The 22,982-nt window shown below is 47.9% G+C and carries 22 protein-coding genes and 1 tRNA gene; 12 read left to right on the forward strand and 11 right to left on the reverse strand.

Features of this window, described 5'->3' with window-relative positions; genetic code table 11:
• The first annotated feature begins 8 nt into the window (after nucleotides 1-8).
• Nucleotides 9-95: transfer RNA gene (locus ACYVAD_RS07320), tRNA-Ser, on the forward strand.
• Between the two features lie 486 nt (nucleotides 96-581).
• Here ACYVAD_RS07320 and ACYVAD_RS07325 read toward each other — a convergent pair.
• Both ACYVAD_RS07325 and ACYVAD_RS07330 read right to left on the reverse strand, forming a co-directional pair.
• Complete coding sequence (locus ACYVAD_RS07325) at nucleotides 582-1,277, reverse strand: SDR family NAD(P)-dependent oxidoreductase (RefSeq protein WP_461138829.1); 696 nt, start codon at nucleotides 1,275-1,277, stop codon at nucleotides 582-584.
• A 28-nt stretch (nucleotides 1,278-1,305) separates the two neighbouring features.
• Entirely contained in the window at nucleotides 1,306-1,695 is a 390-nt protein-coding gene (locus ACYVAD_RS07330; protein WP_461138830.1) for a DoxX family protein, read from the reverse strand.
• A 167-nt stretch (nucleotides 1,696-1,862) separates the two neighbouring features.
• On the opposite strand from ACYVAD_RS07330, the gene ACYVAD_RS07335 reads away from it, so the two are divergent.
• The 5 genes from ACYVAD_RS07335 (at nucleotide 1,863) to ACYVAD_RS07355 (ending at nucleotide 4,877) form a co-directional block, all read left to right on the forward strand.
• Nucleotides 1,863-2,201: a winged helix-turn-helix transcriptional regulator gene (locus tag ACYVAD_RS07335; protein ID WP_461138831.1), complete on the forward strand. Its 339-nt coding sequence runs from the start codon at nucleotides 1,863-1,865 to the stop codon at nucleotides 2,199-2,201.
• A gap of 310 nt (nucleotides 2,202-2,511) precedes the next feature.
• On the forward strand, nucleotides 2,512-2,826 hold the full coding sequence (locus tag ACYVAD_RS07340; RefSeq protein WP_461138832.1) for an ArsR/SmtB family transcription factor: 315 nt from the start codon (nucleotides 2,512-2,514) through the stop codon (nucleotides 2,824-2,826).
• 2 nt (nucleotides 2,827-2,828) lie between these two features.
• Nucleotides 2,829-3,317, forward strand: a complete 489-nt coding sequence (locus ACYVAD_RS07345) for an SRPBCC family protein (protein ID WP_461138833.1) — start codon at nucleotides 2,829-2,831, stop codon at nucleotides 3,315-3,317.
• Between the two features lie 185 nt (nucleotides 3,318-3,502).
• Nucleotides 3,503-4,084: a DUF4288 domain-containing protein gene (locus ACYVAD_RS07350; RefSeq protein ID WP_461138834.1), complete on the forward strand. Its 582-nt coding sequence runs from the start codon at nucleotides 3,503-3,505 to the stop codon at nucleotides 4,082-4,084.
• Between the two features lie 436 nt (nucleotides 4,085-4,520).
• A complete protein-coding gene (locus ACYVAD_RS07355) occupies nucleotides 4,521-4,877 on the forward strand; it encodes a DMP19 family protein (protein ID WP_461138979.1) in 357 nt (118 codons plus the stop codon).
• A 63-nt stretch (nucleotides 4,878-4,940) separates the two neighbouring features.
• Here ACYVAD_RS07355 and ACYVAD_RS07360 read toward each other — a convergent pair whose 3' ends face one another.
• Nucleotides 4,941-5,891, reverse strand: a complete 951-nt coding sequence (locus tag ACYVAD_RS07360) for a DUF5700 domain-containing putative Zn-dependent protease (RefSeq protein WP_461138835.1) — start codon at nucleotides 5,889-5,891, stop codon at nucleotides 4,941-4,943.
• An 880-nt stretch (nucleotides 5,892-6,771) separates the two neighbouring features.
• On the opposite strand from ACYVAD_RS07360, the gene ACYVAD_RS07365 reads away from it, so the two are divergent.
• Nucleotides 6,772-7,587 carry a hypothetical protein gene (locus ACYVAD_RS07365; RefSeq protein ID WP_461138836.1) on the forward strand — a complete coding sequence of 272 codons (816 nt, stop codon included), beginning with the start codon at nucleotides 6,772-6,774 and terminating at the stop codon, nucleotides 7,585-7,587.
• Nucleotides 7,588-8,499: 912 nt separating this feature from the next.
• The gene (locus ACYVAD_RS07370; RefSeq protein ID WP_461138837.1) at nucleotides 8,500-9,117 is read left to right on the forward strand and encodes an outer membrane beta-barrel protein; all 618 of its coding nucleotides are present in this window, start codon (nucleotides 8,500-8,502) and stop codon (nucleotides 9,115-9,117) included.
• Nucleotides 9,118-9,923: 806 nt separating this feature from the next.
• Here ACYVAD_RS07370 and ACYVAD_RS07375 read toward each other — a convergent pair.
• Entirely contained in the window at nucleotides 9,924-10,331 is a 408-nt protein-coding gene (locus tag ACYVAD_RS07375) for a hypothetical protein (protein ID WP_461138838.1), read from the reverse strand.
• 765 nt (nucleotides 10,332-11,096) lie between these two features.
• Here ACYVAD_RS07375 and ACYVAD_RS07380 point away from each other — a divergent pair.
• Nucleotides 11,097-11,621: a hypothetical protein gene (locus tag ACYVAD_RS07380; protein WP_461138839.1), complete on the forward strand. Its 525-nt coding sequence runs from the start codon at nucleotides 11,097-11,099 to the stop codon at nucleotides 11,619-11,621.
• 778 nt (nucleotides 11,622-12,399) lie between these two features.
• Here the strand turns inward: ACYVAD_RS07380 and ACYVAD_RS07385 are convergent.
• From ACYVAD_RS07385 to ACYVAD_RS07405, 5 genes are all read right to left on the reverse strand, one after another.
• Nucleotides 12,400-12,720, reverse strand: coding sequence for a 2Fe-2S iron-sulfur cluster-binding protein (locus ACYVAD_RS07385; protein ID WP_461138840.1), 321 nt, complete (start codon nucleotides 12,718-12,720; stop codon nucleotides 12,400-12,402).
• 1 nt (nucleotide 12,721) lies between these two features.
• On the reverse strand, nucleotides 12,722-13,750 hold the full coding sequence (locus tag ACYVAD_RS07390) for an NAD(P)/FAD-dependent oxidoreductase (RefSeq protein WP_461138841.1): 1,029 nt from the start codon (nucleotides 13,748-13,750) through the stop codon (nucleotides 12,722-12,724).
• Between the two features lie 112 nt (nucleotides 13,751-13,862).
• The gene (locus ACYVAD_RS07395; RefSeq protein WP_461138842.1) at nucleotides 13,863-14,858 is read right to left on the reverse strand and encodes a pectinesterase family protein; all 996 of its coding nucleotides are present in this window, start codon (nucleotides 14,856-14,858) and stop codon (nucleotides 13,863-13,865) included.
• A gap of 22 nt (nucleotides 14,859-14,880) precedes the next feature.
• Nucleotides 14,881-15,639: a rhamnogalacturonan acetylesterase gene (locus ACYVAD_RS07400; RefSeq protein WP_461138843.1), complete on the reverse strand. Its 759-nt coding sequence runs from the start codon at nucleotides 15,637-15,639 to the stop codon at nucleotides 14,881-14,883.
• A 4-nt stretch (nucleotides 15,640-15,643) separates the two neighbouring features.
• The gene (locus ACYVAD_RS07405; protein WP_461138844.1) at nucleotides 15,644-17,314 is read right to left on the reverse strand and encodes a glycoside hydrolase family 28 protein; all 1,671 of its coding nucleotides are present in this window, start codon (nucleotides 17,312-17,314) and stop codon (nucleotides 15,644-15,646) included.
• A gap of 339 nt (nucleotides 17,315-17,653) precedes the next feature.
• On the opposite strand from ACYVAD_RS07405, the gene ACYVAD_RS07410 reads away from it, so the two are divergent.
• A complete protein-coding gene (locus ACYVAD_RS07410) occupies nucleotides 17,654-17,830 on the forward strand; it encodes a hypothetical protein (protein WP_461138845.1) in 177 nt (58 codons plus the stop codon).
• A gap of 320 nt (nucleotides 17,831-18,150) precedes the next feature.
• Complete coding sequence (locus ACYVAD_RS07415; RefSeq protein ID WP_461138846.1) at nucleotides 18,151-18,471, forward strand: heavy metal-binding domain-containing protein; 321 nt, start codon at nucleotides 18,151-18,153, stop codon at nucleotides 18,469-18,471.
• A gap of 47 nt (nucleotides 18,472-18,518) precedes the next feature.
• Here the strand turns inward: ACYVAD_RS07415 and ACYVAD_RS07420 are convergent, their stop codons facing one another.
• Nucleotides 18,519-20,054: a P-loop NTPase family protein gene (locus tag ACYVAD_RS07420; protein WP_461138847.1), complete on the reverse strand. Its 1,536-nt coding sequence runs from the start codon at nucleotides 20,052-20,054 to the stop codon at nucleotides 18,519-18,521.
• A gap of 130 nt (nucleotides 20,055-20,184) precedes the next feature.
• Between ACYVAD_RS07420 and ACYVAD_RS07425 the strand changes: the two genes are divergently transcribed.
• Complete coding sequence (locus ACYVAD_RS07425) at nucleotides 20,185-21,990, forward strand: IPT/TIG domain-containing protein (protein ID WP_461138848.1); 1,806 nt, start codon at nucleotides 20,185-20,187, stop codon at nucleotides 21,988-21,990.
• Here the strand turns inward: ACYVAD_RS07425 and ACYVAD_RS07430 are convergent.
• A complete protein-coding gene (locus ACYVAD_RS07430) occupies nucleotides 21,987-22,934 on the reverse strand; it encodes a 2-hydroxyacid dehydrogenase (protein WP_461138849.1) in 948 nt (315 codons plus the stop codon). The genes ACYVAD_RS07425 and ACYVAD_RS07430 overlap by 4 nt on opposite strands.
• Nucleotides 22,935-22,982 lie beyond the last annotated feature (48 nt).

Consider the following 22,982-nt stretch of genomic DNA (forward strand, 5'->3'; position numbering starts at 1 on the left):
TCCCAAACAGAGAGGTGTCCGAGTGGTTGAAGGAGCACGCCTGGAAAGTGTGTATACGGGTAACCGTATCGAGAGTTCGAATCTCTTCCTCTCTGCATAGAAAAAGCGCAACTTATTGATCGACAATAAGTTGCGCTTTATTTTTTAAGTCTAGTGCACCACAAGTGCACTAGACTTCCGTTAAATAAGTTTCGAGACCGAGGTTTGCTCACGCGTCGATAGTAGATGCCAAGCAACTACATAAAGAACTGAAATCGGGTACTGATAGTAAATAGAGGTCGCTAGCCAGTATGCAAATCGTGCAGTTTTGCTGGTTACGCAGTAGGTTGTTTGATGCCCGACCGTTATCGTAAACTAACGCCGAAAAAGAAACATTGATGCGTGAGATGGCAATTTGAGACTTGGCAAAACTTACCCTAACGCAACGAGTCGCCATTCGGCAGTTGTCGCTTTAACTGGGTGTATTGAGAAATACCAAGCACCTAATAAAGCATTACCTACGAACTACCCCCTTTTATCGAGACAAAAAAGTGCCTCGAACTAATTATTTTCAAGGTACTCTTTACATGTAAATGCAGGATCTAGTTCGCGCCAATAATGATCTCGACTACCTCCCGTTCCGTATGAAGATCCCAACGCGTTTGGGCCACTTCCTCAACCTGAATGGTTGGCATATCAGCCGGAAAATCACCTTTTGAGCCTATACCCTCACCGACCACAATGGCCCCAATCGATACAATACCCACGTAAATATTGTCCTGACCCAGATCCTCGTGTAGCAGGCGTGCATAATTGAGTAGGGCTCTGGCAGCCACACCAAAACTAGCCGTAGCTACGTTAGGACGCTGAGCGGCTGACGCCGTGGTGAACATGATACTACCCGCTCTACGCTCGAGCATTTGAGGAATCACCGTTTGGACGGCTGTAATGGCCGGGAGGACCTGAAAATCAAAATGATATTGTTCATTGGCAACATCAATGTTTCGCGGGGTCCGCAGGCTTTCCCAGGCCGGAGAAGGACTAAACTCCAGCACATCGATGGAGCCATAGGTATCGATTACCTGATGAAGCGCTTGCGTAATACTATCTCGGTCCAGAATATCAACCTGGAAAATGCTTGCCGCAATGCCCTGGGCTTGCAGCTTGCTTTGGAGCAGGGCCAGCTTCTCGGTACTTCTGGATAAGAGGGCTACGTTGTAGCCTTGCAAACCAAATTTTTCAGCGATTGCCAGCCCAACGCCAGGGCCAGCACCGATAATGGCGAGTGTTTGTGCCATAACTAAAGACGATTATTGGACGTGAGAACTACGAAATCTGGAGGGGGGCTTTAGGCTGAGACAGTTGCTGCCAGGCCCAATACGACACTCCCGCAGCGGCAAGAATCAATAGGGTAACACCCCATTTTTCAGGGCCGCCCTGGGTGGCCATCAGGGTGTAGGTTGCCCCAATGAAATAAAAGATAAAACCGAAGTAGGCGGCTTGCTGGAAGCGTCGAAGCGCGGGAACCAAAATCGTAATGGCGCCAACCACTTTGACGAAACCCAAAAAGGGCATGAAATAATCGGGTAGTCCCAGCGATCGGTTGACCTGGACCAACTGGTCAACCATCAGGATGTTGAAGATACCCGCTAAGCCAACCAGCGCCAGCAATAGCGTGGATATCCAATAAATTAGTCTTAGGTGCTTGGTATTCATAATGGATTGATAATTAGAAATTGCATTGCACTGACCATTAGTTACATGCGCTAATGGACAGGGGGCGCCCGTTTGTTTTCTTAATAAAAGTAGCTACGTTTGATAACCAAAAGTTATCAGTTACCCATAGGTAATCAGTTACCTTTTGGTAATCAACTAAAAAAGCGATGGCTAATTACACTGATTGCTTATCCGCTCTGATACCCATTCGAGATGCGTTGAACGTGGTGAACGGCAAGTGGAAACTGTTAATCTTAGTGTCCATTGGGGTGGGCAATCATCGGTTTCGCGAAATACAGCGCAGTATTCCCGACCTAAGTACGAAGGTCTTAGCCAAGGAGTTAAAAGACCTGGAAGAAAATGGTTTGATCAAACGGACTATTGAGGATGGCTACCCAGTTCTGATCACCTATACTACGCTGCCTTATGCAGAAACCCTGGGAAGTGTGATTGAAGCGTTGAAGAACTGGGGTGTACAGCACCGGGAGCATATCATGGGAGCCTAGGCCTAACAATCACCCGGCCAAGTAGAAGGTAATCAATACAGTGAAATTGAAACCGGCCTAGCCATCATCAGACAGCTCCCTTTGCGTTATGTCTATTCTCAATAAATGCTCACAATTGAAACAAAGTGAGATTTGAGTAACTATTCTTCGTGGCGTTTTTGAGGCAATCGGCGAGTCAATAGCAAGTTAATGAGGCTCCTCCAGGCCCATAAGTCCTAATGATTTTCTTTTGTGCTGAAAAATTTACGAAACCGAACGGTTGTACGTATATTTGCAACCGTTCGGTTTCGTAAAGTAAACTTTAACCAGGATGAGACGTGATATCTTTCAGGCAATAGCCGACCCCACCAGACGGGCAATCATCACCCTGATTGCTGTGCAGGCAATGACACCTAACGCCATTGCCGACAACTTCAATACGACTCGACAAGCGGTTTCCAAACACCTTCGCATTCTCACAGAGTGCGAACTGGTGAAACAGCAGCATCAGGGGCGGGAGGTCTACTACTCCCTAGAAGTTGAAAAAATGAAAGAGGTTGATCAGTGGATAAACCAATTCAGGAAAATTTGGGAAACCCGTTTTAATCAACTCGACGACGTATTATCAACCCTCAAAAAACAATAAAGATGAACGATTTCACGGTGGACAAAACAACAAAAACGGTCAGCTTCTCCCGAGAATTTGATGCTACCCTTTCATTGGTGTGGGACGCGTACACGAAACCCGAACTTCTAGATCAGTGGTGGGCCCCTAAACCTTGGCGCTCAAAAACAAAAGTTATGGATTTTAACGTGGGCGGCCGACGGTTTTATGCGATGGTAAGCCCTGATGGAGAAGAGCATTGGTCCGTTCAAAAATATACCTCCATCAGTCCGAAAACCAATTTCAAATTATGGAATGCGTTTGCTGACAAAGACGAAAACCTAGACTTGCCCGGTTCGGAATGGGATTTAACGTTCAGCGAACAAACCGGGAAGACAACCGTACGAATCAGTATTTATAACGAATCGCTTGCCCGCCTAGAGAAGATGCTTGCAATGGGCTTCAAGGAAGGAACGGCTATGAACATGAAGAACCTGGACGAGTTATTGGCAACTTTATCACAACAAAAGTAAAGAGTATGTTGCTGGTCGAGTCTGGCGGCTGTTCTATAGTACACTGTCAGACCAGTGTCAAAAATGTGCATTCTTACTAAAATGCTCCTATCCGAGACGAAGGAGGGTTCTGGTATATACTTTCTAAGTGAGCACGCAGATATACACGGGCTAATCATACACCTTGAATTAAGACACAGCCATAAATGGAAAAAAAGGCAATACCGGGTTTAGATAAGTGGGCAGTAGACCCTGCTCGGTTGGATGATGCCCAAGTAGTAAGCGTCCAGGTTAATTTAAAGCGTCCGCCCCTGGAGGAAGTTATTGCTTTCTCGGATTTGAAAGATCGGCTTCGCTTTTCCCGGCAGTATACCCGGCAGCAGTTAAAACCGCTATTTCGGCAGTTGGGCGTCACGGCTTATGAACTAGTAGGAGGCCCACGCCGGTACGGGGCCTTCCGCTACCAAACGACGTTAGGCCAATTGTGTGCTCGACTGGATGAGTCCCTGGTTGATCGAGTATGGATTCATGCCTTGGTGGGCTTTGCTGAAAAAACTGATTTGGCCGGGTCCGGGGATCAATATTTCTGCGTGACGCTATTGTTTCAGGTTCAATTTGAAGGGCTGCGGTCTTATACTCAAAAGTACGAGGAGCAAGTGGTGCTAATTAAAGCATGCAGCGTAGATCAGGCAAAAGAGAAATTGCTGTCGGGCCATATACATACCTCTGAGACACCTTATTTAAACAGCGATTTGCGGCTGGAAGTTTGTGAAGTTCTTAGGGTATGATCACTTGTCCGTGTATAAAGATTGGGAGTCCCATATGCAGGAAGGTTTAGAAGTGGGTTCCTCGTTTTTCGCCAAGCGAGGGCAACCCGACGATTACTGGGATGGGAGCCTCGATGCTCCACAATCAGAAAGCGGGCAGGCTTAGTTGTAATTCAGCACGAAAATAATGGCTTTGCCGGTTGTGATGTAAGTAATCTAGTTCTAGGAATAGCCTAATGACCGGGTAGGCCGTCCTGATAGCCGAGACACAAAAATAAATCGGGTATTACCTATCTCAGTAAACGCTCCCCTGTAATATGAAGATCCCTTTGTACATCTACTACTAAGACGGTTTGACGTCAGACAGACTACTTTTGGGAATGAAGCAAAAGTCGTTACTAGATTTTCAAGATCATTGGCAATATCTTGTCAATAAGGCGTTGGTCAACTATACTCTCTGACCCGGGATGAGCGGGTGTGGCTCAACGGTCAATCCTTACTTGATCAGATGGATAATGGTGGCCTGATCAGCCACTACTACAATTCAGGTACTGACTATAATCAGGAAACAATACAGGATCTTCAGTGGCTAGGCTTTTCTAAACTGGATACCCTTTTACTTCGTATTAATAGGCTCTTTCCTGGTGGGCAGCCCTCCAACGACATTTTAGAGCGAAACGAGGTGATCGATACATGGCCAACTGGACAACATGAGGCATTATTGGCCGACCTTGATCATCAGTTTGATCAAGAGAAGTTAGCGCTTGAAATCGCCTTGATCCAGCATATCGAAACAAAGCTGAGTCCAATGTAAACGCTCCCCTTCAAGACAGAGAGTAAGTTTTGTATTCTCAATTCGGGAAGACCTATCAGCATGCTAACGGTATCTGCGCTCCAGCATACGGATAAAACTAATTGCTTTCTTCGACAACTGGGGGGCACGAGTGCTGCCCTGCCCAGCAGCTTGATTGTAGAGACGATAGAAAGCAAACGGATTGTCAAGCTGCTTAACCAGCTCGTTAGTCAACCCACTTTGTTGGATGAGCCGGCCCATGTACAAACCAGGAATATGTCCCGGCATGCTAGCGCTCTTCCAATAAGCGGATGTAGTATAAGGCTCTCGGGCGCCATCGGCCAGCTTCTCCAAACCCTGGTTGAGCTGATGAACAAACGCTTCCGATTGCGTTGTGTACATGGTCATCACGGTATCCTTGAGTAACCAGCCCGAAGCTTTGTCAAACAGCAAAAACGGCTTGTCAATCAGGTCTGCAATACCTTCTTCACTGATGCCGTTGAGCGCATTAAAGACAGCCTGATGATCAGGGGGCACATACTTGAACCGTCTGGCTTTCACTCGACAGTAAGCCAGCGCATAATGAAGCAGCTCATGGCCCAGATAGGATCCAGGCCTGATCTGTTCCGTGTCATAAAAGACCAGTAAGTCCATTGTGATGCCGTAGTCGCTAGCACTGCCGTCATAGTCGTAAAGGATCAAATCAACCCGAGGCCGGGGGAAACAATGTTTCCAGTGGGTAGGCAGCCATTGACGGACGTAGGCCGTTGCGCTATCCATAGCGGGGGTACGCTGCAGTTGAGCAACATACTGCTTTAGCTTGGGCTCTTCGCGCGCATAACGTGCAATCCATTGCAAGGCCAAATCGGTCTTCTGCTTGTTTTCGATGATCGCTTCGTTACCAGGCGAGTAGACTAAGGTAAGCTGATCGACGAAGGTGCGCCAGGCTTTATCGGAGATGTATTTTCGTCGGTAGCCGTCGGCTTTGCGTAAGCTGTCCCAGGCTTGAGTACTAGGCTTTACCCCTTTTCTCAATTGATCGGTGAGACTCCAGAATTGGTAACAGGGTTGCCCATTGTATGGTTGAGCTTGAACGGAGTAAGATACACTTACTGCCAGTAAAGCGATTACTATATATACTATATGCCCTGGCACTCTTATTTGCCTAACTATCATTTTTCGCGTAGAACCTAAGACAATACGAAAGTCCTCATCGTTGCGGGATTGACCTAAAGTCAGGTTCGTTACCCAGCAGCCAAAGAACAATAATGCTGTCTATATACTCGCAAGTTCCCCGTCTCATGAAAGGCTCCTAAGAGAGACGAAGAGATATTTGCGTACTAATATTCAAGGCGTTATTTAAAATGGTAGTAGACAGCTTTTTCTTGCTCTAGCCAAAAGAATAGTTGACTAGACAACAGAAAATAAACCTGACAACAGGTCTACTTCAGAAGACAAAGCACGTAACTCTTTAAACGAATATGACGTTGTAGAACACCTATCTATAAACGCTCAATAATAATGTGTCTGTCTCGCGATGACTTCGATCAACAACCACTTTTTGTCCGGCAAGGCGCTTTACGACTATGGGGGACACTGTTAGCCATTCGAGTTGATACCTGTCGGCTTCGAGAGTTGTACAGCTTTGGTGGCTTCTATGCTGAGTTATGCTACGATCTAGATACAGGTCAGCCAACTTGCGTATGTTCCTTTACGAGGTTACAGCGGTTAGATCTCTATTTAAACGAACTCAGTATTGATACGTTAAGAAATGGCTAAGCTAGATTGACCTAAATCCACTTACATAACTGTAATGACTATCCCTTTGATGTAACGTTGTCAGTCGCCTATCAGTGATTAAGTGTCAAAGTAGTGTAATTATTGTACTGTTGTATGTAATCTATCTGATTCTAAGATGAACTATCAAGCATTTAGTAAGCTAGTAGGATTGATGCTGTTATGCTTTGTTCTGGCTACCTGCTCTGATCATCAACTAGAAACGCCCACAACGCCCCTACGATTTCGCTTAAAAGCGACCAGTGATAGTGTATCGGGGAGTAAGGTTGAGTATAGTTACGATGTCCGCAACCGATTCGTCTCTTTCACCCGCGAAGATGGAAGTGTGGGATCAGTGCTGTATGATGACCAGAATCGCTATAAGCAGTTTGACTATCGACCCGGCCCTTCCACGTCTACCCCCCTTCGCAATAACCGCGCCCAGCGCATCGATTTTCTTTTCAAGCCAAACAGTAAGGATTTTACCACCGTAACGTATTTTTTCCCAAATGGAGTTGAGTCCTTCGTTCGCTATAGCCATTACTTCTTTGATACAACGAATCATTTAACCCTGATCCAGAAGGCAGCGCTCGATGGGTTCGTTGGCGGGTATCTTAGTTACGAATACACCGGCGATAATATCACCACTGAAGCTCCAGGTCCCCCATCCCGGATTAATTATCCCTATTTTTATACGTATGATGATAAGCCAAATCCTTACTACGGCTTGATAACTCCGTATAGCCTAGTGACACCCGGAAACGAGTTTGAAAGTTATCGCTGGCCGGCTCACCAATACAGTCGAAACAACGTCACAGAAGCACGATATGTCTCACAAATATTTCCTAGTCGATATAAGTACAATAGTCAAGGCTTACCTATCCAACAAACTGACTTTTCAGACGGTGGAAGAAGGATTACGGCTCAGATAACCTTTACTTACGAGACCTTCTAATCGACTACAACATCGCTTATTATAGTACACTAATTGGCCATTAAGGCTGGGTGGCTAATTGTCGTATGTTACTAACTGACGTTGACAAGTATTAAAAACATTTATCTCATTAAATGCTCCGGCTCGAGACGGTCTAACAATAGACAAGGGTAGCTGTTATATGCGGTTATCTTTGTCTGCAGATTTTCGTATCCGTTACCAACTTCGAGCAATATCCCGGGCCATGGCGATGGCATCTAGCTCTACCTTGGCATAAGCAATACCCCGCCCCGATCGTCTGGACCTGCTGCACGAAGTCCTTGTTGTGCTCCACCCCGTCCATTGTGGAGATTTCGGAGGTACAGATTACTCCGTAGCAGTTGGACCGCGCCACGGTGGCCAGTGATATTTGCTACCAGACACTGAGGCAAATATCTGCCGGGGCGCCGACGGTCGGCCGTTGCCGTGCGATAGAAAGGGGATTAAGATGGCCACCGTGGCGCGGTCAATTTTAACCGAAATGCCTGGTACGCTCCTGGCGGAATCAAGTGGTCACTATGACCGAAATCTCCACCAATATCGGCCAAATCGCAACCAGGTAAGCTGATGAGCAGTACCAAGAACGTAATAATTGTGTGAGGAGAAGGCATTATGTGGTTATCCGTTTTGATGGTAGACCCGAAAATACCTGATGGCGACCAGCTTGCTTTGGAAATAACCATCATATGACATGAGAAGCCCTTTATGATGATGTGTACCAAGTTGAAATGTGGCATTGGTCAGTATTTCTAATCTATATGATACTTCTACTACACTGACATTATACACGTCCTATTCTCTTAAATTTTCTTAATGTGTTCGCGGCTTTACAACGAGTCGGCATCTTTGCTACTCCTATCCGGTAGTTTTAGTCGTCAATCAACTCTTTGTAACATGAAAAAAGGCTTATTTACAGTTGTAGCGTTGGTAGTTACTTCCTCGTTGGTACAAGCACAAACCGAAAAAGGTCGCTGGCTTGTTGGTGCCCAGGTTGGCAATGGTTCCTATCAGGACCAGAATCAAGCCCGGTCCTTTTCGATTGATCTGACTCCGTCGGCTGGTTATTTTGTTGCCAAGAACCTGCTTGTCGGTGCCAGGCTTCCGCTAAGTTTTGACAGGTCTCGCTCCTATGAATTTGTTTTTCCCAATCCCAATACTCTGACCACGTCTACCTCAACCTCGTACGGTTTAGGCCCCTTTGCTCGCTACTACATTGGCGAAGGAAAATTGAAGCCTTACGTAGGCGCTTCCTTTACTTATGGGCGCTCGACAACCAAACGAGAACAAGGCTCGCTGCTAGTCAATCAGAAAATCAATTATACCCAAATTTCGCCAACGGTCGGCTTAGCATATTTCATTAATAGAAACGTCGCCTTAAATGCGGGTATAAGCTACGATATTAGCCACTACAATTATGACATTTCGGGCTCTTCGTCCAGGCCGGGGACATTTGCAGCGACTAACAAAGCCTTCTCGTTGGATATTGGGTTTCAGATCCTGTTCGGGAAATAGCGCTGTACGTAGCCCATCAATACAAGAAGCCTTCCGGTAATCGGAAGGCTTTTTATTTGCCTACTATCAAGCTGCTCATTGCGATAAGTACATCCCCGCAGTTCAGTTCACCATGTCCCCTGTCGACTAAAACGACGTTAAAACCGCTTCCACCTAATCCGCGTCCGACTACTACTATATTACTTCTAACGCTGGTATACTTGCTCAAGATTAGCCTGTCTACAGGTTTGTTTTATTCCAGATCTAACGTCGCCCTAGTACGTACAACAAATAAAAAGTGTTCATTTTTAATGACTTATACTGAAGATAACGGTCTATATTACTAGTCCCAGGCGACAGTCGTTTGGTGTTAATGCTTTATTCAAACGTAAATTATGCTGTCCTCAACTAGTTTTCCGATCATTCTCATTGGCGCGATTGTCCTGACAATCGTCCTCTTGTTCCTTTTTCGAAAGATTACGCTTAAAACAGGTTGCCCGGTTTGTGGGAACCGCCATCCCGACCGGGTTCACCGGGCTAACTGGTTAAGAGCCATCGAGCCGATTCTTCCTCTCAAGGCGTATCATTGCCTGAGCTGCCGACATCGGTTCTATCAACTCAGTAGAGATAGTTCAACAACAAAAGCAGCGTAGCCCACCCCACAGTGTTAATGGTACGATATAAACAGAAGAGCCTGACCAAATTGGTCAGGCTCTTCTGTTTATATACTGTCAATATTCTGAAAATGCACGCCCGTCAAGCTAACCGGTCATTACAGTGGCTTGTTACGTTGACAGGCCTTATCGTGCATCGGGGAAGCAAACCGGTTAGCGAGCAGCCGTAATGGTACCGACTGAATTGCTTGACAGATTAACCGAGTTTTTAGTAGCGGTGCCAAACTTGGTGGTGTGGTTGGCGTCGGCGTATATATCGACAGAGCCTCCTGAACCAGTCAGGTAAACGGTCGTGGACTGATCATACAGTGCATTGCTACCCGCTGATACAACAATACGCATAGTTGACTGGCTATTAGCTGTACGGGTAAATATTATCTGACCAGTATTCCCATTACTCGGGTAGGTGACGACTGTCCCACCCGATGTTACCTGTGTAAATGCATACGTGCCGTCGACTATCGTGGACCAATCCGTCGACGTTGCAGCGTCAACATCGTCTTTTTTGCAGGCTGAAATACCTAAAACGAGCAATAAAAAAATAGGAAGTAGCTTTTTCATTTGTACCATTGATTGAGCTACAAAGGTACCATGTCAGAAATAAATACCTAACTGCGGCCAAGTTAAGCGTTTTCCCTAAATCACGCTCTATAGCACATCACGTCGAACGACCACCATCGTATTGACCAACAACCAATTAGCACACGTATTAAATCTAATTGCGGATACAGTTCACCTATACTAGCCCGAAGGCAGCCGGATCCATTTGAAGCCCTTCTCAAATTTTTCCAACAAGCCCAAAAAATTGAGTGTATCAACATAGACTTACTTAAGTATTTTCCTATATTTGTTCTCCTCAGATTAGTGCTTCTATTGTGGGCAAAACCTGCCTTAAAAGCGGGTTTTGCCTTTTCGATTTCCAGAATCTGATCATTCAGGCTGACTATCGAATCTACTTAGCCAGCTTTCATTCATATAGTTAATTTGGTGATAGTACTAGCCCTGGCAACTTGCCGGGGTTTTGTCTTTGTAGCTCATATCACTACAGTGACGCACGATCTACAAATCGTAGGTCTAGGTAGAGGGCAACAACACCAGTCTTTTCTCCTACGCCAAATTACTGATACAGCTGAAATGCATCAGTACTGGCTTATTTTGGCGACGCACCAACAGATTGCGAAGTTTTAGAAGAGAGTCAACAGGCAGTCGTGTTCAGCCAGAGAAATCATATTTTTCTATCGACCCGTTACCTAGTTTTGTTACCTTGCGCAACTCAAAAAGGATTCATCGATAGTATATTAGTCTCGAAATTGGATCATTGGGAGTATGGTATTAGTGCTGAAGGCTATTGATCAAAGTCAGGAGTTTCGTATATTTTCTTGTAATCCTCGCTCTATTCAGGCAGCCTTCCAGGTGCTGAGTGATCTGGTTGCCACGGGCAATACGTTGGAGCAAGCCTACATTTTGGATAGTAATAGCCGCACCGAATTGCCCGTTGCTGCTTTCGATGGACAAACCTCATTTCTCAAGGAGCTTTACGCCCTACAGCACGACTGGGAAGCGATCTTAGCAAAGTCTTCTCTCCCAAGCAAGGTTGACAAATCTGAATTGATAGCCCTGCTCAAAAAGCGCAGCCAGCTCTACCACGATCAGATCGTTGCTCAACAGGAAATGATTGATCGCCTGAATAGCTTACTTGAACAAGCCTACACGTGTTTTACTGAAGAGCCACGCCGATCACGGCTTATTAATAGCTACCACAACAGTCTAAAGATTAGACAGACTCGATTAACCGGAATGCTGCATGTGCGTAGTGATCTTCTGGTCAAGTTGGTTCGCTTGACGAATTAAATGTTGGGTTCTATCAGCAGCAATCTCCTAATCACTTTATGTTGGGCTTCGTCTCTGCCCTTGCTTGGCAAAATTAGTTTTCCAGTCGTTTCGCTGCTGATCGGTTATTTCCTGCTATGGATGCTTACCCTTTACAGACTCACAACATTACATATCAGCATTACACTCACGTCGAGCCGTGTTAGTTGTATAAGTTAACAACGGAGGAAAATATCGTTACAATTCTCGATTGTTAATTACATATATACCCAATATATTTACTAGATATAAGACTATATACAAAGGAAACATCACTATTCCTACTTTGTCGAACAAAAATTAAACAAGTAAGTTTGTTGTTTATAGCAAGTCTATTTTGTTACTGTAGATAAACTAATTTGAGGAGATTATGCAAAGAAAGCGGCTCATAGCCGCTTTCTTTCTTTTAGCCTTGCATCGCTAATTACCGGCCTTTATCATTCATTTTGAATGAGTTGCGAAGGCTATACATAGCAGTTTGCCTTTGATAAGATAGCTACTTCATAACCTTGGCCATCAACTGACCTAGCGTGCCAATTATACTTTTGGCAGGTCCTCACATTTTTCTTCTTAGCTACTTCCCTACTGCATCTGTGAGAAACAAAATCAGCCCCGGCTTAAACAGTCTACATAATTAGCAGGTTAGCTATGTATATAAGTTTATTTGAGGAGATTTTAAAAGAAGCGGCTAGTAGCCGCTTTCTTTTTTTTATCACGTTCCTAAGGAGAGCTTATAGATGCCCCCTGAATAACTTATTCATTAATCGGCATAGCCCATCAGGCGAATAGCGGTTCCATGAAGTTGATTTGCAACACGAATCTGGCACGATAAGCGACTGTTGTCCTGGGCATCTGGTCTGGTGTCTAACGTTGTTAATTCGGCGTCTTCAGCTGGTTCCAGACTACTCTCATTGGCTAGTATCAGGCAATGACAATCGGCGCACAGAGCCAGCCCACCACAGGTGGCCCGCATGTCGTACCCGTGTCCTTTTAAGGTTTCCATTAGATTCTGTCCAACGTGGTCATCAAGCTGCAGGTGCTGCACCAAACCCTGTCGATCTTCTACCGTAATTTGAATCATCTTAAAAAGCGTTTACGCCATTAACGGTCGTGTATTTGAAACTCAATTTTTGTTCTGGATAGACGTGCTTAAAGGCACTTTGGGCCATCAAAGCAGCTTCGTGAAACCCGCACAGAATCAGCTTTAACTTGCCAGGATACGTATTAATATCACCGATCGCATAGATCCCCTCCACATCAGTAGAATAATCATGCACGTTGACAACGAGGGCGGTATTATCAATACCTAGCCCCCAGTTTGCGATAGGACCTAACTTGGGCGTGAGGCCAAACAAAGGGATCAGATAATCAGCCTCCAGTACCGACGTTTTTTTCAGCTTATCCGCTACGGTTACCTGTTGCAGGTGCCCTTGTCCGTCAAGGGCAGTTATCTGGGATTGTAGCAGCAGATTGATTTTCCCCTGCTGAGCCAGCTGAAACACTTTTTCGGCTGAGTCAGGATGCCCTCGAAAAGTTTCTCCCCGGTGCACCAGCGTAACGCGCTCCGCAACGTTAGCCAAGAAGAGGGTCCAGTCCAGCGCTGAATCGCCCCCACCCGAAAGCACCACCTGTCGCCCCCGGTAGAGTTCCGGATTTTTAATCATATAGTTGACGCCTTTTCCCTCGAATTGGGTTAGGCCGGGTATATCCGGTTTACGCGGCTCAAAACAGCCTAGCCCACCAGCAATGACGACTACCTTCGCCCGGATCTCTGTTCCTTCATTAGTATGAATAACAAAGCATTTATCAGCGGTTTGCTGCAACCGGTCAACCCGTTCGCCTAATGAAAAGCCTGGTTCAAAGGGGGCAATTTGCTCCATCAACCCGTCAACCAGCGCCTGCGCATTGATGGCGGGGAAACCTGGAATATCATAGATCGGCTTTTGGGGGTAGATCTCCGATAATTGACCACCCACCTGGGGTAACGCGTCAATAAGATGACAGCGCATCTTAAGTAAACCGGCTTCAAATACAGCAAAAAGGCCTACCGGACCAGCACCAATGATGGCGATATCGGTTGTAATAAATTCTTCCGTTGATGTCGTTTTCATGTGGCAAAATTTGCCACCAGGCCGATCCTCGTCAAATAAGGATTAGTAATCGCGTATTCCATTTTCTAATCGAATACGCCGAAAGCCTGTCGTAACCAGGCTGAAGCAAAGATTACTTCGGTAACCAGGCCGACTGCGTGGAGAAGATGGTAGCCAGCGTGTACGTCGAGGCTTCTTTAGCCGATAGCTGTTTCGACCAGTTCACTCGCTTTGATACGTTCCCACCCGTTCCGGTACTCCCGAACTCAGCGTACAATACCGTCTTTTCATTAACGGCATTCCCCCAATTGTCCCAGCCTGCGGGTAGAACATGATCGCCGATGTTGGTTCGAATAAAAATGGTCTGGGCGTACGGTCGCCAGGGACGACCCAGGTAGACTCTTTTTGCAGACGAATCAGCGACTAATTTACAATCAAAGAAGACAAACCCGTATTGTTGATAGGCGGGCGTAGCGGCTGCGGTGATGTACGAATCCGACAGGCTTTTGATGATGCAGGACTGAAAAACAGAGATAGATTTCCCGAAAATAAAATCGGTTGTCCCTTCAATAAAACAGTTTTCGTAATACTGCCGACTTCCTTCAGCGGCTGCGTACAGCGTATCCTGGTTACCAAGCAAACTACAGTTTTTGCAGACAAATCGATCACCCTCTACGTGGAGCGCAACCGCCTGCCCCACCCGACCAGCGGTATTGCGGATCGTCATATTCTCCAGAATAACGTCCGGCGCATCAACCCGAACGGTATAAGACGTGTAGGTACTAAACTTGTCGTTGCCGGTTCCATCCCGGCCGTTCGGATACGTTTTCCCGGAATAGTCGGCCCCGGTGATGATGACCTCTTCTTTGCTTTCCCCAATGAGGTGGATATTAGGTTTCCAGGACGGAATAACAAGCTTTTCAGCGTACACTCCATTTTTGACGTACAGCGTTACCCGTACCTGCATGTGATCGCGAAAGCTGTTAACAGCTTCCTGAATGGTTTTGTGCGTCCCGCTTCCATCTTGTGCAACTGTAAACGACATCGCTACCGTTGGGGATAGTGTCGACTGACCCTTTACCAGATGCGTGCACAGCAGGAAGCAACAAACAAGCAATACGTTTTTCATCGGGTTTGGAACAGCAATCAGCTTACTTCGTTTCGACCGGTTTGCGAATACGATCCGCTAAATCAAGCTTCAGCGACCGGATGCTCGCCAGCACGATTTCGGCAACGCGCCGGGCTCCCAGCTCGTTGAAATGGGTATTATCTTCCTTGCCCCCGGGGTAGTTTGGGTGCTCGTTGGGAGCAAGATGCAGAAACAACATCGTTGAGTTTTCGACCCCAAGCTGTTGCAAAAGCTGCTGGCTCTGTGTATCCAGATCGATCAACGGCGTTTGACTATCGGCGGCTACCTTACGTACCAGATTGGCGTAGACAGTATGAGTGCCTTCAATGTTCCCGGCTGCGTCGAACTTCCGGCGGGCCACGGGGGTGATCAGTACGGGAATCGCTTTTCGATCCCGGCTTTCCGTTACGAACCGAAGCAGGTTGGCTTCAAACGCCGACTCAGTCGTATAACTTTTCTTCGTTACCACTTCATCATTGTGTCCGAACTGAATAAAGACGTAATCCCCCTCCCGTAGACTGTCAACAACAGGCTGCCAACGGTTCTCATCGATAAACGTGCGGGTGCTACGTCCATTCTGCGCTCGGTTGTCGACCGTTACGGTCTCGTCGAAAAAATGGGTAAATGGCATGCCCCAGCCGGTTTCCGGGTAGTTACTTACCAATTTAACCGACATAGTTGAATCACCAATCAGGTAGACCGTAATCTTGTTGATTGGCGTCACAAAAGCGCCCAGCCCCCATAAGCTTAGCAGACCTAAAACTCGTGGTAGAAGTCTCATGACCTTATTTGCTTGATGAGACAATCAGGTTCTTTTCCTGTGCTCCCTGCCCAAACTCGGCCCTGGTCTGGGCATTGGCGACGTTCGTGTTTTTCACTTCGATTGCCTTACTCCGCTTGCCGTTTATTGAAAACAGTAGACTGGCATCAGGAACGTATTGGATTGAGTCGAAAAGAAGGTTACTACTGTTCTCAACCAGGATAACGGGTTTTGTACTCTTGGTAACAAGCTGTACGTTTTTGACCTGAATCCCACTTGCGTCGATCAACTCTATCCCCTTATCCGCCTGTAACACTAAGTTTTCCAGGCTGATCGTTTTGATTGGCATTTCGGGCAAGCCACGGATAAAAACGCCCTTGGTAGCCCCAGCACAAACGATGTTTTCAAAACGCATGTCCCGAAATACTGGTGTTCCTTCGTTGACAACCGGGTCAGCCGAACGCTTATCACGGTCACCGTCGGTGGCAAATTTGACAAAGTAATACATGTCGAAAAAGATCGCTTCCTGGACGATGTCCTTCATGTAAATATCTTTCGCGTAGATATGCTCCACGACGCCCCCTCGACCCCGTACTGACTTGAATCGCAATCCTTTGTCAGTACCCATAAACGTACAGTTTGAGACAAAGATGTTGCGTGCCCCTCCGCTCATCTCGCTACCGACCACAAATCCACCGTGTCCATTATAAACCGTGTTATTCCGGATCACGCCATTTTCGGTCGGCATCCCCCGCTTCCGGCCTTCCTCGTCTTTCCCCGATTTGATGCAGATGGCATCATCACCCACGTCAAGCGTGCAGCCTTCAATCAGGAAGTTCTTGCAGGATTCAATATCCATCCCGTCGCCATTATGAGCATACTCAGGATTCTTCGTTGTTACGTTACGGATGGTTATGTCCTGGCACATCAACGGATGCAGACACCAGGCCGGTGAATTCTGGAACGTAACGCCCTCCAGCAATACTTTTTTGCAGCGGGTTAGCACCAGCAGATTAGGCCGCAGAAAGTCTTTCATGTTGACAAAATCCTGCGGCTTTTTCCCGGCAGTTAGCAGCATACTCCAATTTTCAACGCTGGCTCGTTTGAACTGCTCACTGGGATACCAGGTTTTACCGTCCTCGTTGAGGAACCCACCCGACACCACTTTCGCCTGCCATTGATCATCGGTCAGCTGTCTTTTATGAACAGCCCGCCAAACATCACCATTCCCATCTACAACTCCTTGGCCGGTAATAGCCACATTTTCCAGATTTGTCCCCGATACAGGCGACTGATTTCGGGCCGCCCGCTTGCCTTCATACGTCCCTTCAACCAGGTCGTATTGGCTTTTATCGGTCGTAAACAGAATCGTAGCGGCTTTGCGCAGGTGAAGATTAACATTGCTTTTCAGCTCGATTGGCCCGGTTAGCCACAGGCCTGCGGGAACGAGAACAACGCCCCCGCCGTTCTGACTACATGATGAAATAGCCGCGTTAATTGCTTTGGTGTTCAGCGTAACGCCGTCGGGCTTGGCGCCATACGCCAGAATCGTTACCGTATCCGTCCGAAAAACGGGCTGAACAACCGTCGGCAGATTCGTCCAGCTGTAGACACTAGTGGTCGATTGAGCCAAGGCCATATAAGGAATCCAGCCGGTAATCGTCAGCAACAAGAATGTAAAGCCTTTTGTCGTCATCGTTCGTGATCAGTCGTTGTACTGTCAGGGATGTTTAGCGGTGTCCGAGTGGTCGAAGGAGCACGTCTACTACGCCCTCTCCTGTTGTGTCGTGTACGTCACTAGCAGTTGTTGAAATACAGCTAAGTGCAGTTGAACGACTGTCAACATAGCGTCAGGTTTGGTAGTCAACCGTTGTAAGTCCTGATAGCTCATTGTTGAATCAACCTGCCTGACGTAATGAAAGCCATAGGCCAGCAATTTTCGCAACAATAGAAACGTAGTGTTCCAGGCTGGCTGAGAAGAAGCGGTCGATTCCCCAATTTCACCTGAACCAACCTGATCAAAAAATTGCCGGATATGGTCTATCTCCTGCTGGCTAAACTGAATCTCCAACGGTCATTCTATTTTGGTCAACTCTGTACAACGGACAGAGCAGCCCCGAACGAATTTCTACCCATTACGCCTTCTAGCAACCTGTTGTTCCTGATCAACACGAATGAGATTGGTAAGAAACGGCAGAGGAAAAGCACCTAAAAAACAAGCCCGGACCTACGTAGATCTGGGCTGTCTGTTCTTACAACTCAATAAAACAAATTCTAATTACGGCAGTTACGGAACATCGCTTAGCCGATTGTAAATCAATTATCAGGCCATACTGTGCGCAAGTCACTTAAGGTCGTAACTAGTAACGTAATACTAGTACTAATCTCCGTTATTTTGGCTAGACACCGAACATTTTATTTTGCCGCTTATCCTAAGTAATCTACCGGTTGTGAAATCGACCAACAGCATCTTATCATGTGTTGAAAATGATGTCACTAAAAATGGGTAAGTTTGGGTGAAAAACTCAGCCTATGCTCATTACAACTACCTCAACTATCGAAGGCAAACGAATTAAACAATACGTCGGTCTGGTGAACGGCGAAGCAATAATTGGCGCCAATCTGGTTAAAGATTTTTTCGCGAATGTCCGAGATATTGTCGGCGGTCGATCGAGCGCTTACGAGCAGTGGTTGCGCGAGGCCAAAAGCATTGCCGTCAAGGAAATGATGGATCAGGCTACCCGGCTCGGTGCTAACGCCATCATCGGCGTTGACCTGGACTATCAGACGGTAGGCGGTAATGGCTCGATGCTGATGGTATCGGCCAATGGTACGGCGGTCGTCATCGAATAAAAACGGGAAGCTGATTGTCAGCTTCCCGTTTTGTTGTCGTGTGCTACTTAGTACCGGTCATCCTCGTCTTCGTCCTCCTCTTCTTCCCCAAAACTGCTGTCGGGGTTGAACATCGAACCGAGCAGATCTTTGAATGACTGGCCAGTGTCCATGGCTTTCTTACCCACCAGCGAATGTTCAGCCAGGCCATGTAAGGCAAACTCCATCATGAACAGCTTTTCGGGTTTGCTCAGCCGCGACTGAAACTGCTCGATCAGATCATCGAGACCATCGATTGTCTTTAAACGAGCTTCATAGTCCCGGTTCGTCAGGTCGTTCAGAATGTCCATCGTGTTACCATCGCCGAACCAGTCGGTCACCTTTTTGTAGGGGTTACCGCGTTTGTCTTTCTTGGCTTTCTCCGGATTAGGGAAGTATTGCAGGAACTGATTCCGGATTGCTTTCCCAATCAGATTCTGCGCCACGATGACCGGTCCTTCAACCTCTCCTTCGTACACCAACTCGACTTTACCACAGATGGCTGGGACAACGCCGTACAGGTCGGCAATGCGCACGTACGTTTCCTTCTCACTGTTCAGCAGGGCGCGACGCTCAGCCGACGAGAGCAGGTTTTCGTAAGCCGAAATCGTCATCCGAGCTGATACCCCACTCTTGGCATCGACGTATTCGCTCTCCCGCGCTTCGATAGCAATCTGCTCAATCAGGTCAGCCACCAGGTCATTGGTTTTCACCATGCCTTTTTGCTCCGTTTTGATAATCGCTTCCTGCTGGGTGATCTTCTTCCCAATCTCGATAGATTTCGGGTAGTGGGTTACGATCTGCGAGTCGATCCGGTCCTTCAGGGGCGTTACGATACTCCCCCGGTTCGTATAGTCTTCTGGGTTAGCCGTAAACACAAACTGAATGTCGAGCGGCAGGCGCAGTTTAAAACCGCGAATCTGGATGTCGCCTTCCTGTAGAATGTTGAACAGCGACACCTGAATACGCGCCTGGAGGTCAGGCAACTCGTTGATAACGAAAATACACCGGTGCGATCGCGGAATCAGACCAAAGTGGATTGTCCGTTCGTCAGAATAAGGTAGCTTCAGCGTAGCCGCTTTGATAGGATCAACATCCCCCACCAGGTCGGCCACCGATACGTCGGGGGTTGCCAGTTTTTCGGTGTAGCGATCGTTGCGATGCATCCACGCAATGGGTGTAGCGTCTCCTTTTTCAGTGATCAGATCGTGCGCAAAGCGAGAGAGCGGAGCCAGGGGATCATCGTTCAATTCCGAGCCCGCCACAACCGGGATGTATTCATCCAACAGATTGATCATCTGCCGAGCTATCCGGGTTTTTGCCTGCCCACGCAACCCTAACAGGTTGATGTGGTGCATCGACAGAATAGCCCGCTCCACATCGGGAATAACCGTATCTTCGTAGCCCCAGATACCGGGGAAAACCACTTCTTTTGCTTTTATTTTGTCAATCAGGTTATCACGTAATTCCTGCTTGATGGAGCGCGACTGGTAACCAGCGGCTTTTAGTTCACCAAGCGTAGTGATCTTCAATAAATTTGATGATTTCAGGCTGCGGTAGTTCATTAAAATGCGGGCGATTACAGGACCAGGTTGTCCTGTTGGATAACAGGCTTTCGAAAGAAATGGTTTTTGGACGCTTAAAATGGCTAATTTTACCAGTCCTACCGGCTGGATACCTGCCGGTATCTCTCGTATGCGATCAATTTTTCCTTTTCTTACTGCGGCTTTTCTACTGGTTGGTTTCGTAGGTTGTCGCGTTCAAACAACGCCCCCGGAGCTGGTAAGCCTGACGCCGGGACGAGCATATGTCGGCCAGCAGGTTACCCTCAGCGGTTACCAGTTCGGCAACGAGCCAGCGGTCCTGGTCGGGGAATCGACTACGGCGGTTTCGGCTTCGGTGACCAGTGGTGACGGATCAACCATTCAGATCATGGTTCCGCACATAGCTCCCGGCATGCGATCCGTGCGTGTCCGTACCAGCGAAGGCACAACCGATCCTCTCCCCCTCTCCGTTTTGCAACCCGCTCCGGTATTAACCGGCGTTACACCGGGCAATGCACTCGCCGGTACAGACATCGTCCTGGCGGGTGATTACTTAAGTCAGTTCCAACGGGTTCGTTTCGACAATACGATTGCTGTCATCAAAGATAGTAGCACGGCACAACGGGTCACCGTTACGGTTCCGGCTACGTTGTCACGCGGCCCGCACGTGCTGGTCGTTGAAACGTCCGGTGGTCAGCTTACGTACCCGTTCATTGTTGCGGCAACGCCCACCATTACGAGTATCTCGCCGAAAGACATTCGACCGGGTGGTGAGCTTATTATTCAGGGCACCAACCTGCTAGACGGGATTGTCGCCATCAATGGTTTGACAACGGATCGCAATCAAAGTGTAATTACCGACACGCAAATCAAGGCGGTGGTACCCACTAACGCCACCACGGGTCGGGTTACCGTAACTGTTTTCGAGCGCCTGATTGCAACCAGTACTGACACCTTGAAAGTTGTTCAACAACCCGCGATCACGGCTCTCAACGCTCGCGATGGTATTGCTGGGGACAAGATCATTTTAGCTGGTCTGAATTTGCGCGACATAACCAAAGTAAACTTCGGCGACACGCCTGCTACGTTCCGACTGTTGAGCGACACGCAGATCGAAGCTACTGTCCCAGCGTTAACCGGCTCGGCAACTGTTGCGGTCTCGGCGGTCAGCGCGGGGGGGATTGCCACGGCTGCCGATCGGTTCCTGTATTACGTAGCGCCCAGCAACATTACGTTCACGCCCGCACGCCAACTGCGGGGACAGCCGATTACCATTTCCGGACAGGATGTGTACCGAATTACGGACGTCAAAGTGGCTGGGGAATCGGTTCCCATCACCACCCGCTATGAAGGAACAGGGCTGCTCGTTAACGTGCCGCTCAACACGGGCGTCAGTGGCCCAATCACGGTTAGCAACCGGGCGGGATCGGCCGTTTCAGCGCGATCGCTGGTAGTCGTGCAGCAACCGCTTGTTACGTCCATTTCTCCGACGAAGGGGAAGATTGGTGACCGGGTTGTTATCAAAGGAAACTACCTGCAGGACGCAAAAATTTATTTTACCGGCTCACTAGCGCCAGCCGCTAACGACGGTAAAAACGAAGACACCGAGCGTTGGATTTTAGTACCAAGCGACGCGAAAACGGGGCCAATTCGGATTGTTAACTCGACCGACGTAGCCGTCAACACGGATGACTTTACGGTAGTCAAAGGCGTTACGATCACCGACTTCACGCCTAAGCTAGCAAGCATCGGTGGGCAAATTGTCATGACGGGCCAAAACCTCGATCTGGTGAAGGAAATACGTTTTACCGGTTCGACGACGCCAGCCCGTTTCGTGCTGGAGGGAACGTCATTACGTATCACTGTACCAACCGGCGCTGATATTGGTCCCATCTGCGTAACCAGCGATGCGGGAACAACCTGCACAACGGCCAATTTCGTTCTATTCCGTAATTAGGCCAGCCCGGCTTCGACCAACTGTTGGACCAGCACTTCGTTGATCCGAACGTAACTTTCGTGGGTCCAGCCCGCAATGTGCGGGGTTAGAATCACCCGGTCCGACTGGCGCAGGTAATCAAACGACGTTTGTTGTTCGGGAGTAAGTTTGTTGAGCTTTTCGTTTTCCAGCACGTCCAGACAGGCTCCGCGTACTTTGCCGGTTTCTAGTCCACGAACCAACGCTGATAGCGACGTTATTTCGCCCCGCGCTACGTTCATCAGGTAGAATGGTTTGGCCATCTGTTCGATAAACGTATCGTTAATCATCATCCGTGTTTCGTTCGTGAGGGGGATGTGCAGACTAACGATATCGGCTTTTGCCATGATTTGTTCCTGGCTTGCTTCCTGCGCGTATTGATCACCGTAATCCGACCGGAATTTATCGTAAGCCAGCACCCGGCACCCGAATCCACTAAGCCGACGAGCCGTCGCCTGACCATTGTTGCCATAGCCGATCAAGCCGACCGTCAGACTACCCAACTCGTAACCCCGGTTTCCTTCCCGATCCCAGATTCCGTTCCGTACCTCCCGGTCGGCTTTAACGATATTCGCCAGCAACGCCAGTAGCATACCAACGGCTTGTTCGCCTACAGCGTCCCGGTTACCGGTACCAGCGTGGAAAACCTGAATGCCCCGCGCCGTAACCGCATTGAGGTCAATCAGATCCAGGCCAGCGCCCGCCCGGCCAATAACCTTCAGCTTAGGCGCCTGCGTTAACAGTTCTTCGTCAATGGTGGTTTTACTACGAATGATCAGTCCACTGAACGAAGCCAGTTTTTCGAGCAGCTCGTGCCGCGTAATTTTTGGCTGATACTCATAGGTGAAACCAGCCTCGTCGAGCATAGCGAACAACGACGGGTGCATCTCGTCGGCAATGAGAATGGAAAGTGGGGTCTGGGACATCCGTAGGGTTTTCGTAACTTGCAGGCATTAATTTCCGGTTTAGCGCCA

It is taken from the genome of Spirosoma pomorum (assembly GCF_054776615.1).

Excerpts from the sequence above, each read along its gene's own strand:
- ACYVAD_RS07325 (WP_461138829.1), bottom strand. The coding sequence starts at position 1,277 with ATGGCACAAACACTCGCCATTATCGGTGCTGGCCCTGGCGTTGGGCTG.
- ACYVAD_RS07330 (WP_461138830.1), bottom strand. The coding sequence starts at position 1,695 with ATGAATACCAAGCACCTAAGACTAATTTATTGGATATCCACGCTATTG.
- ACYVAD_RS07335 (WP_461138831.1), top strand. The coding sequence starts at position 1,863 with ATGGCTAATTACACTGATTGCTTATCCGCTCTGATACCCATTCGAGAT.
- ACYVAD_RS07340 (WP_461138832.1), top strand. The coding sequence starts at position 2,512 with ATGAGACGTGATATCTTTCAGGCAATAGCCGACCCCACCAGACGGGCA.
- ACYVAD_RS07345 (WP_461138833.1), top strand. The coding sequence starts at position 2,829 with ATGAACGATTTCACGGTGGACAAAACAACAAAAACGGTCAGCTTCTCC.
- ACYVAD_RS07350 (WP_461138834.1), top strand. The coding sequence starts at position 3,503 with ATGGAAAAAAAGGCAATACCGGGTTTAGATAAGTGGGCAGTAGACCCT.
- ACYVAD_RS07365 (WP_461138836.1), top strand. The coding sequence starts at position 6,772 with ATGAACTATCAAGCATTTAGTAAGCTAGTAGGATTGATGCTGTTATGC.
- ACYVAD_RS07370 (WP_461138837.1), top strand. The coding sequence starts at position 8,500 with ATGAAAAAAGGCTTATTTACAGTTGTAGCGTTGGTAGTTACTTCCTCG.
- ACYVAD_RS07375 (WP_461138838.1), bottom strand. The coding sequence starts at position 10,331 with ATGAAAAAGCTACTTCCTATTTTTTTATTGCTCGTTTTAGGTATTTCA.
- ACYVAD_RS07380 (WP_461138839.1), top strand. The coding sequence starts at position 11,097 with ATGGTATTAGTGCTGAAGGCTATTGATCAAAGTCAGGAGTTTCGTATA.
- ACYVAD_RS07385 (WP_461138840.1), bottom strand. The coding sequence starts at position 12,720 with ATGATTCAAATTACGGTAGAAGATCGACAGGGTTTGGTGCAGCACCTG.
- ACYVAD_RS07390 (WP_461138841.1), bottom strand. The coding sequence starts at position 13,750 with ATGAAAACGACATCAACGGAAGAATTTATTACAACCGATATCGCCATC.
- ACYVAD_RS07395 (WP_461138842.1), bottom strand. The coding sequence starts at position 14,858 with ATGAAAAACGTATTGCTTGTTTGTTGCTTCCTGCTGTGCACGCATCTG.
- ACYVAD_RS07400 (WP_461138843.1), bottom strand. The coding sequence starts at position 15,639 with ATGAGACTTCTACCACGAGTTTTAGGTCTGCTAAGCTTATGGGGGCTG.
- ACYVAD_RS07405 (WP_461138844.1), bottom strand. The coding sequence starts at position 17,314 with ATGACGACAAAAGGCTTTACATTCTTGTTGCTGACGATTACCGGCTGG.
- ACYVAD_RS07410 (WP_461138845.1), top strand. The coding sequence starts at position 17,654 with ATGGTCTATCTCCTGCTGGCTAAACTGAATCTCCAACGGTCATTCTAT.
- ACYVAD_RS07415 (WP_461138846.1), top strand. The coding sequence starts at position 18,151 with ATGCTCATTACAACTACCTCAACTATCGAAGGCAAACGAATTAAACAA.
- ACYVAD_RS07420 (WP_461138847.1), bottom strand. The coding sequence starts at position 20,054 with ATGAACTACCGCAGCCTGAAATCATCAAATTTATTGAAGATCACTACG.
- ACYVAD_RS07425 (WP_461138848.1), top strand. The coding sequence starts at position 20,185 with ATGCGATCAATTTTTCCTTTTCTTACTGCGGCTTTTCTACTGGTTGGT.
- ACYVAD_RS07430 (WP_461138849.1), bottom strand. The coding sequence starts at position 22,934 with ATGTCCCAGACCCCACTTTCCATTCTCATTGCCGACGAGATGCACCCG.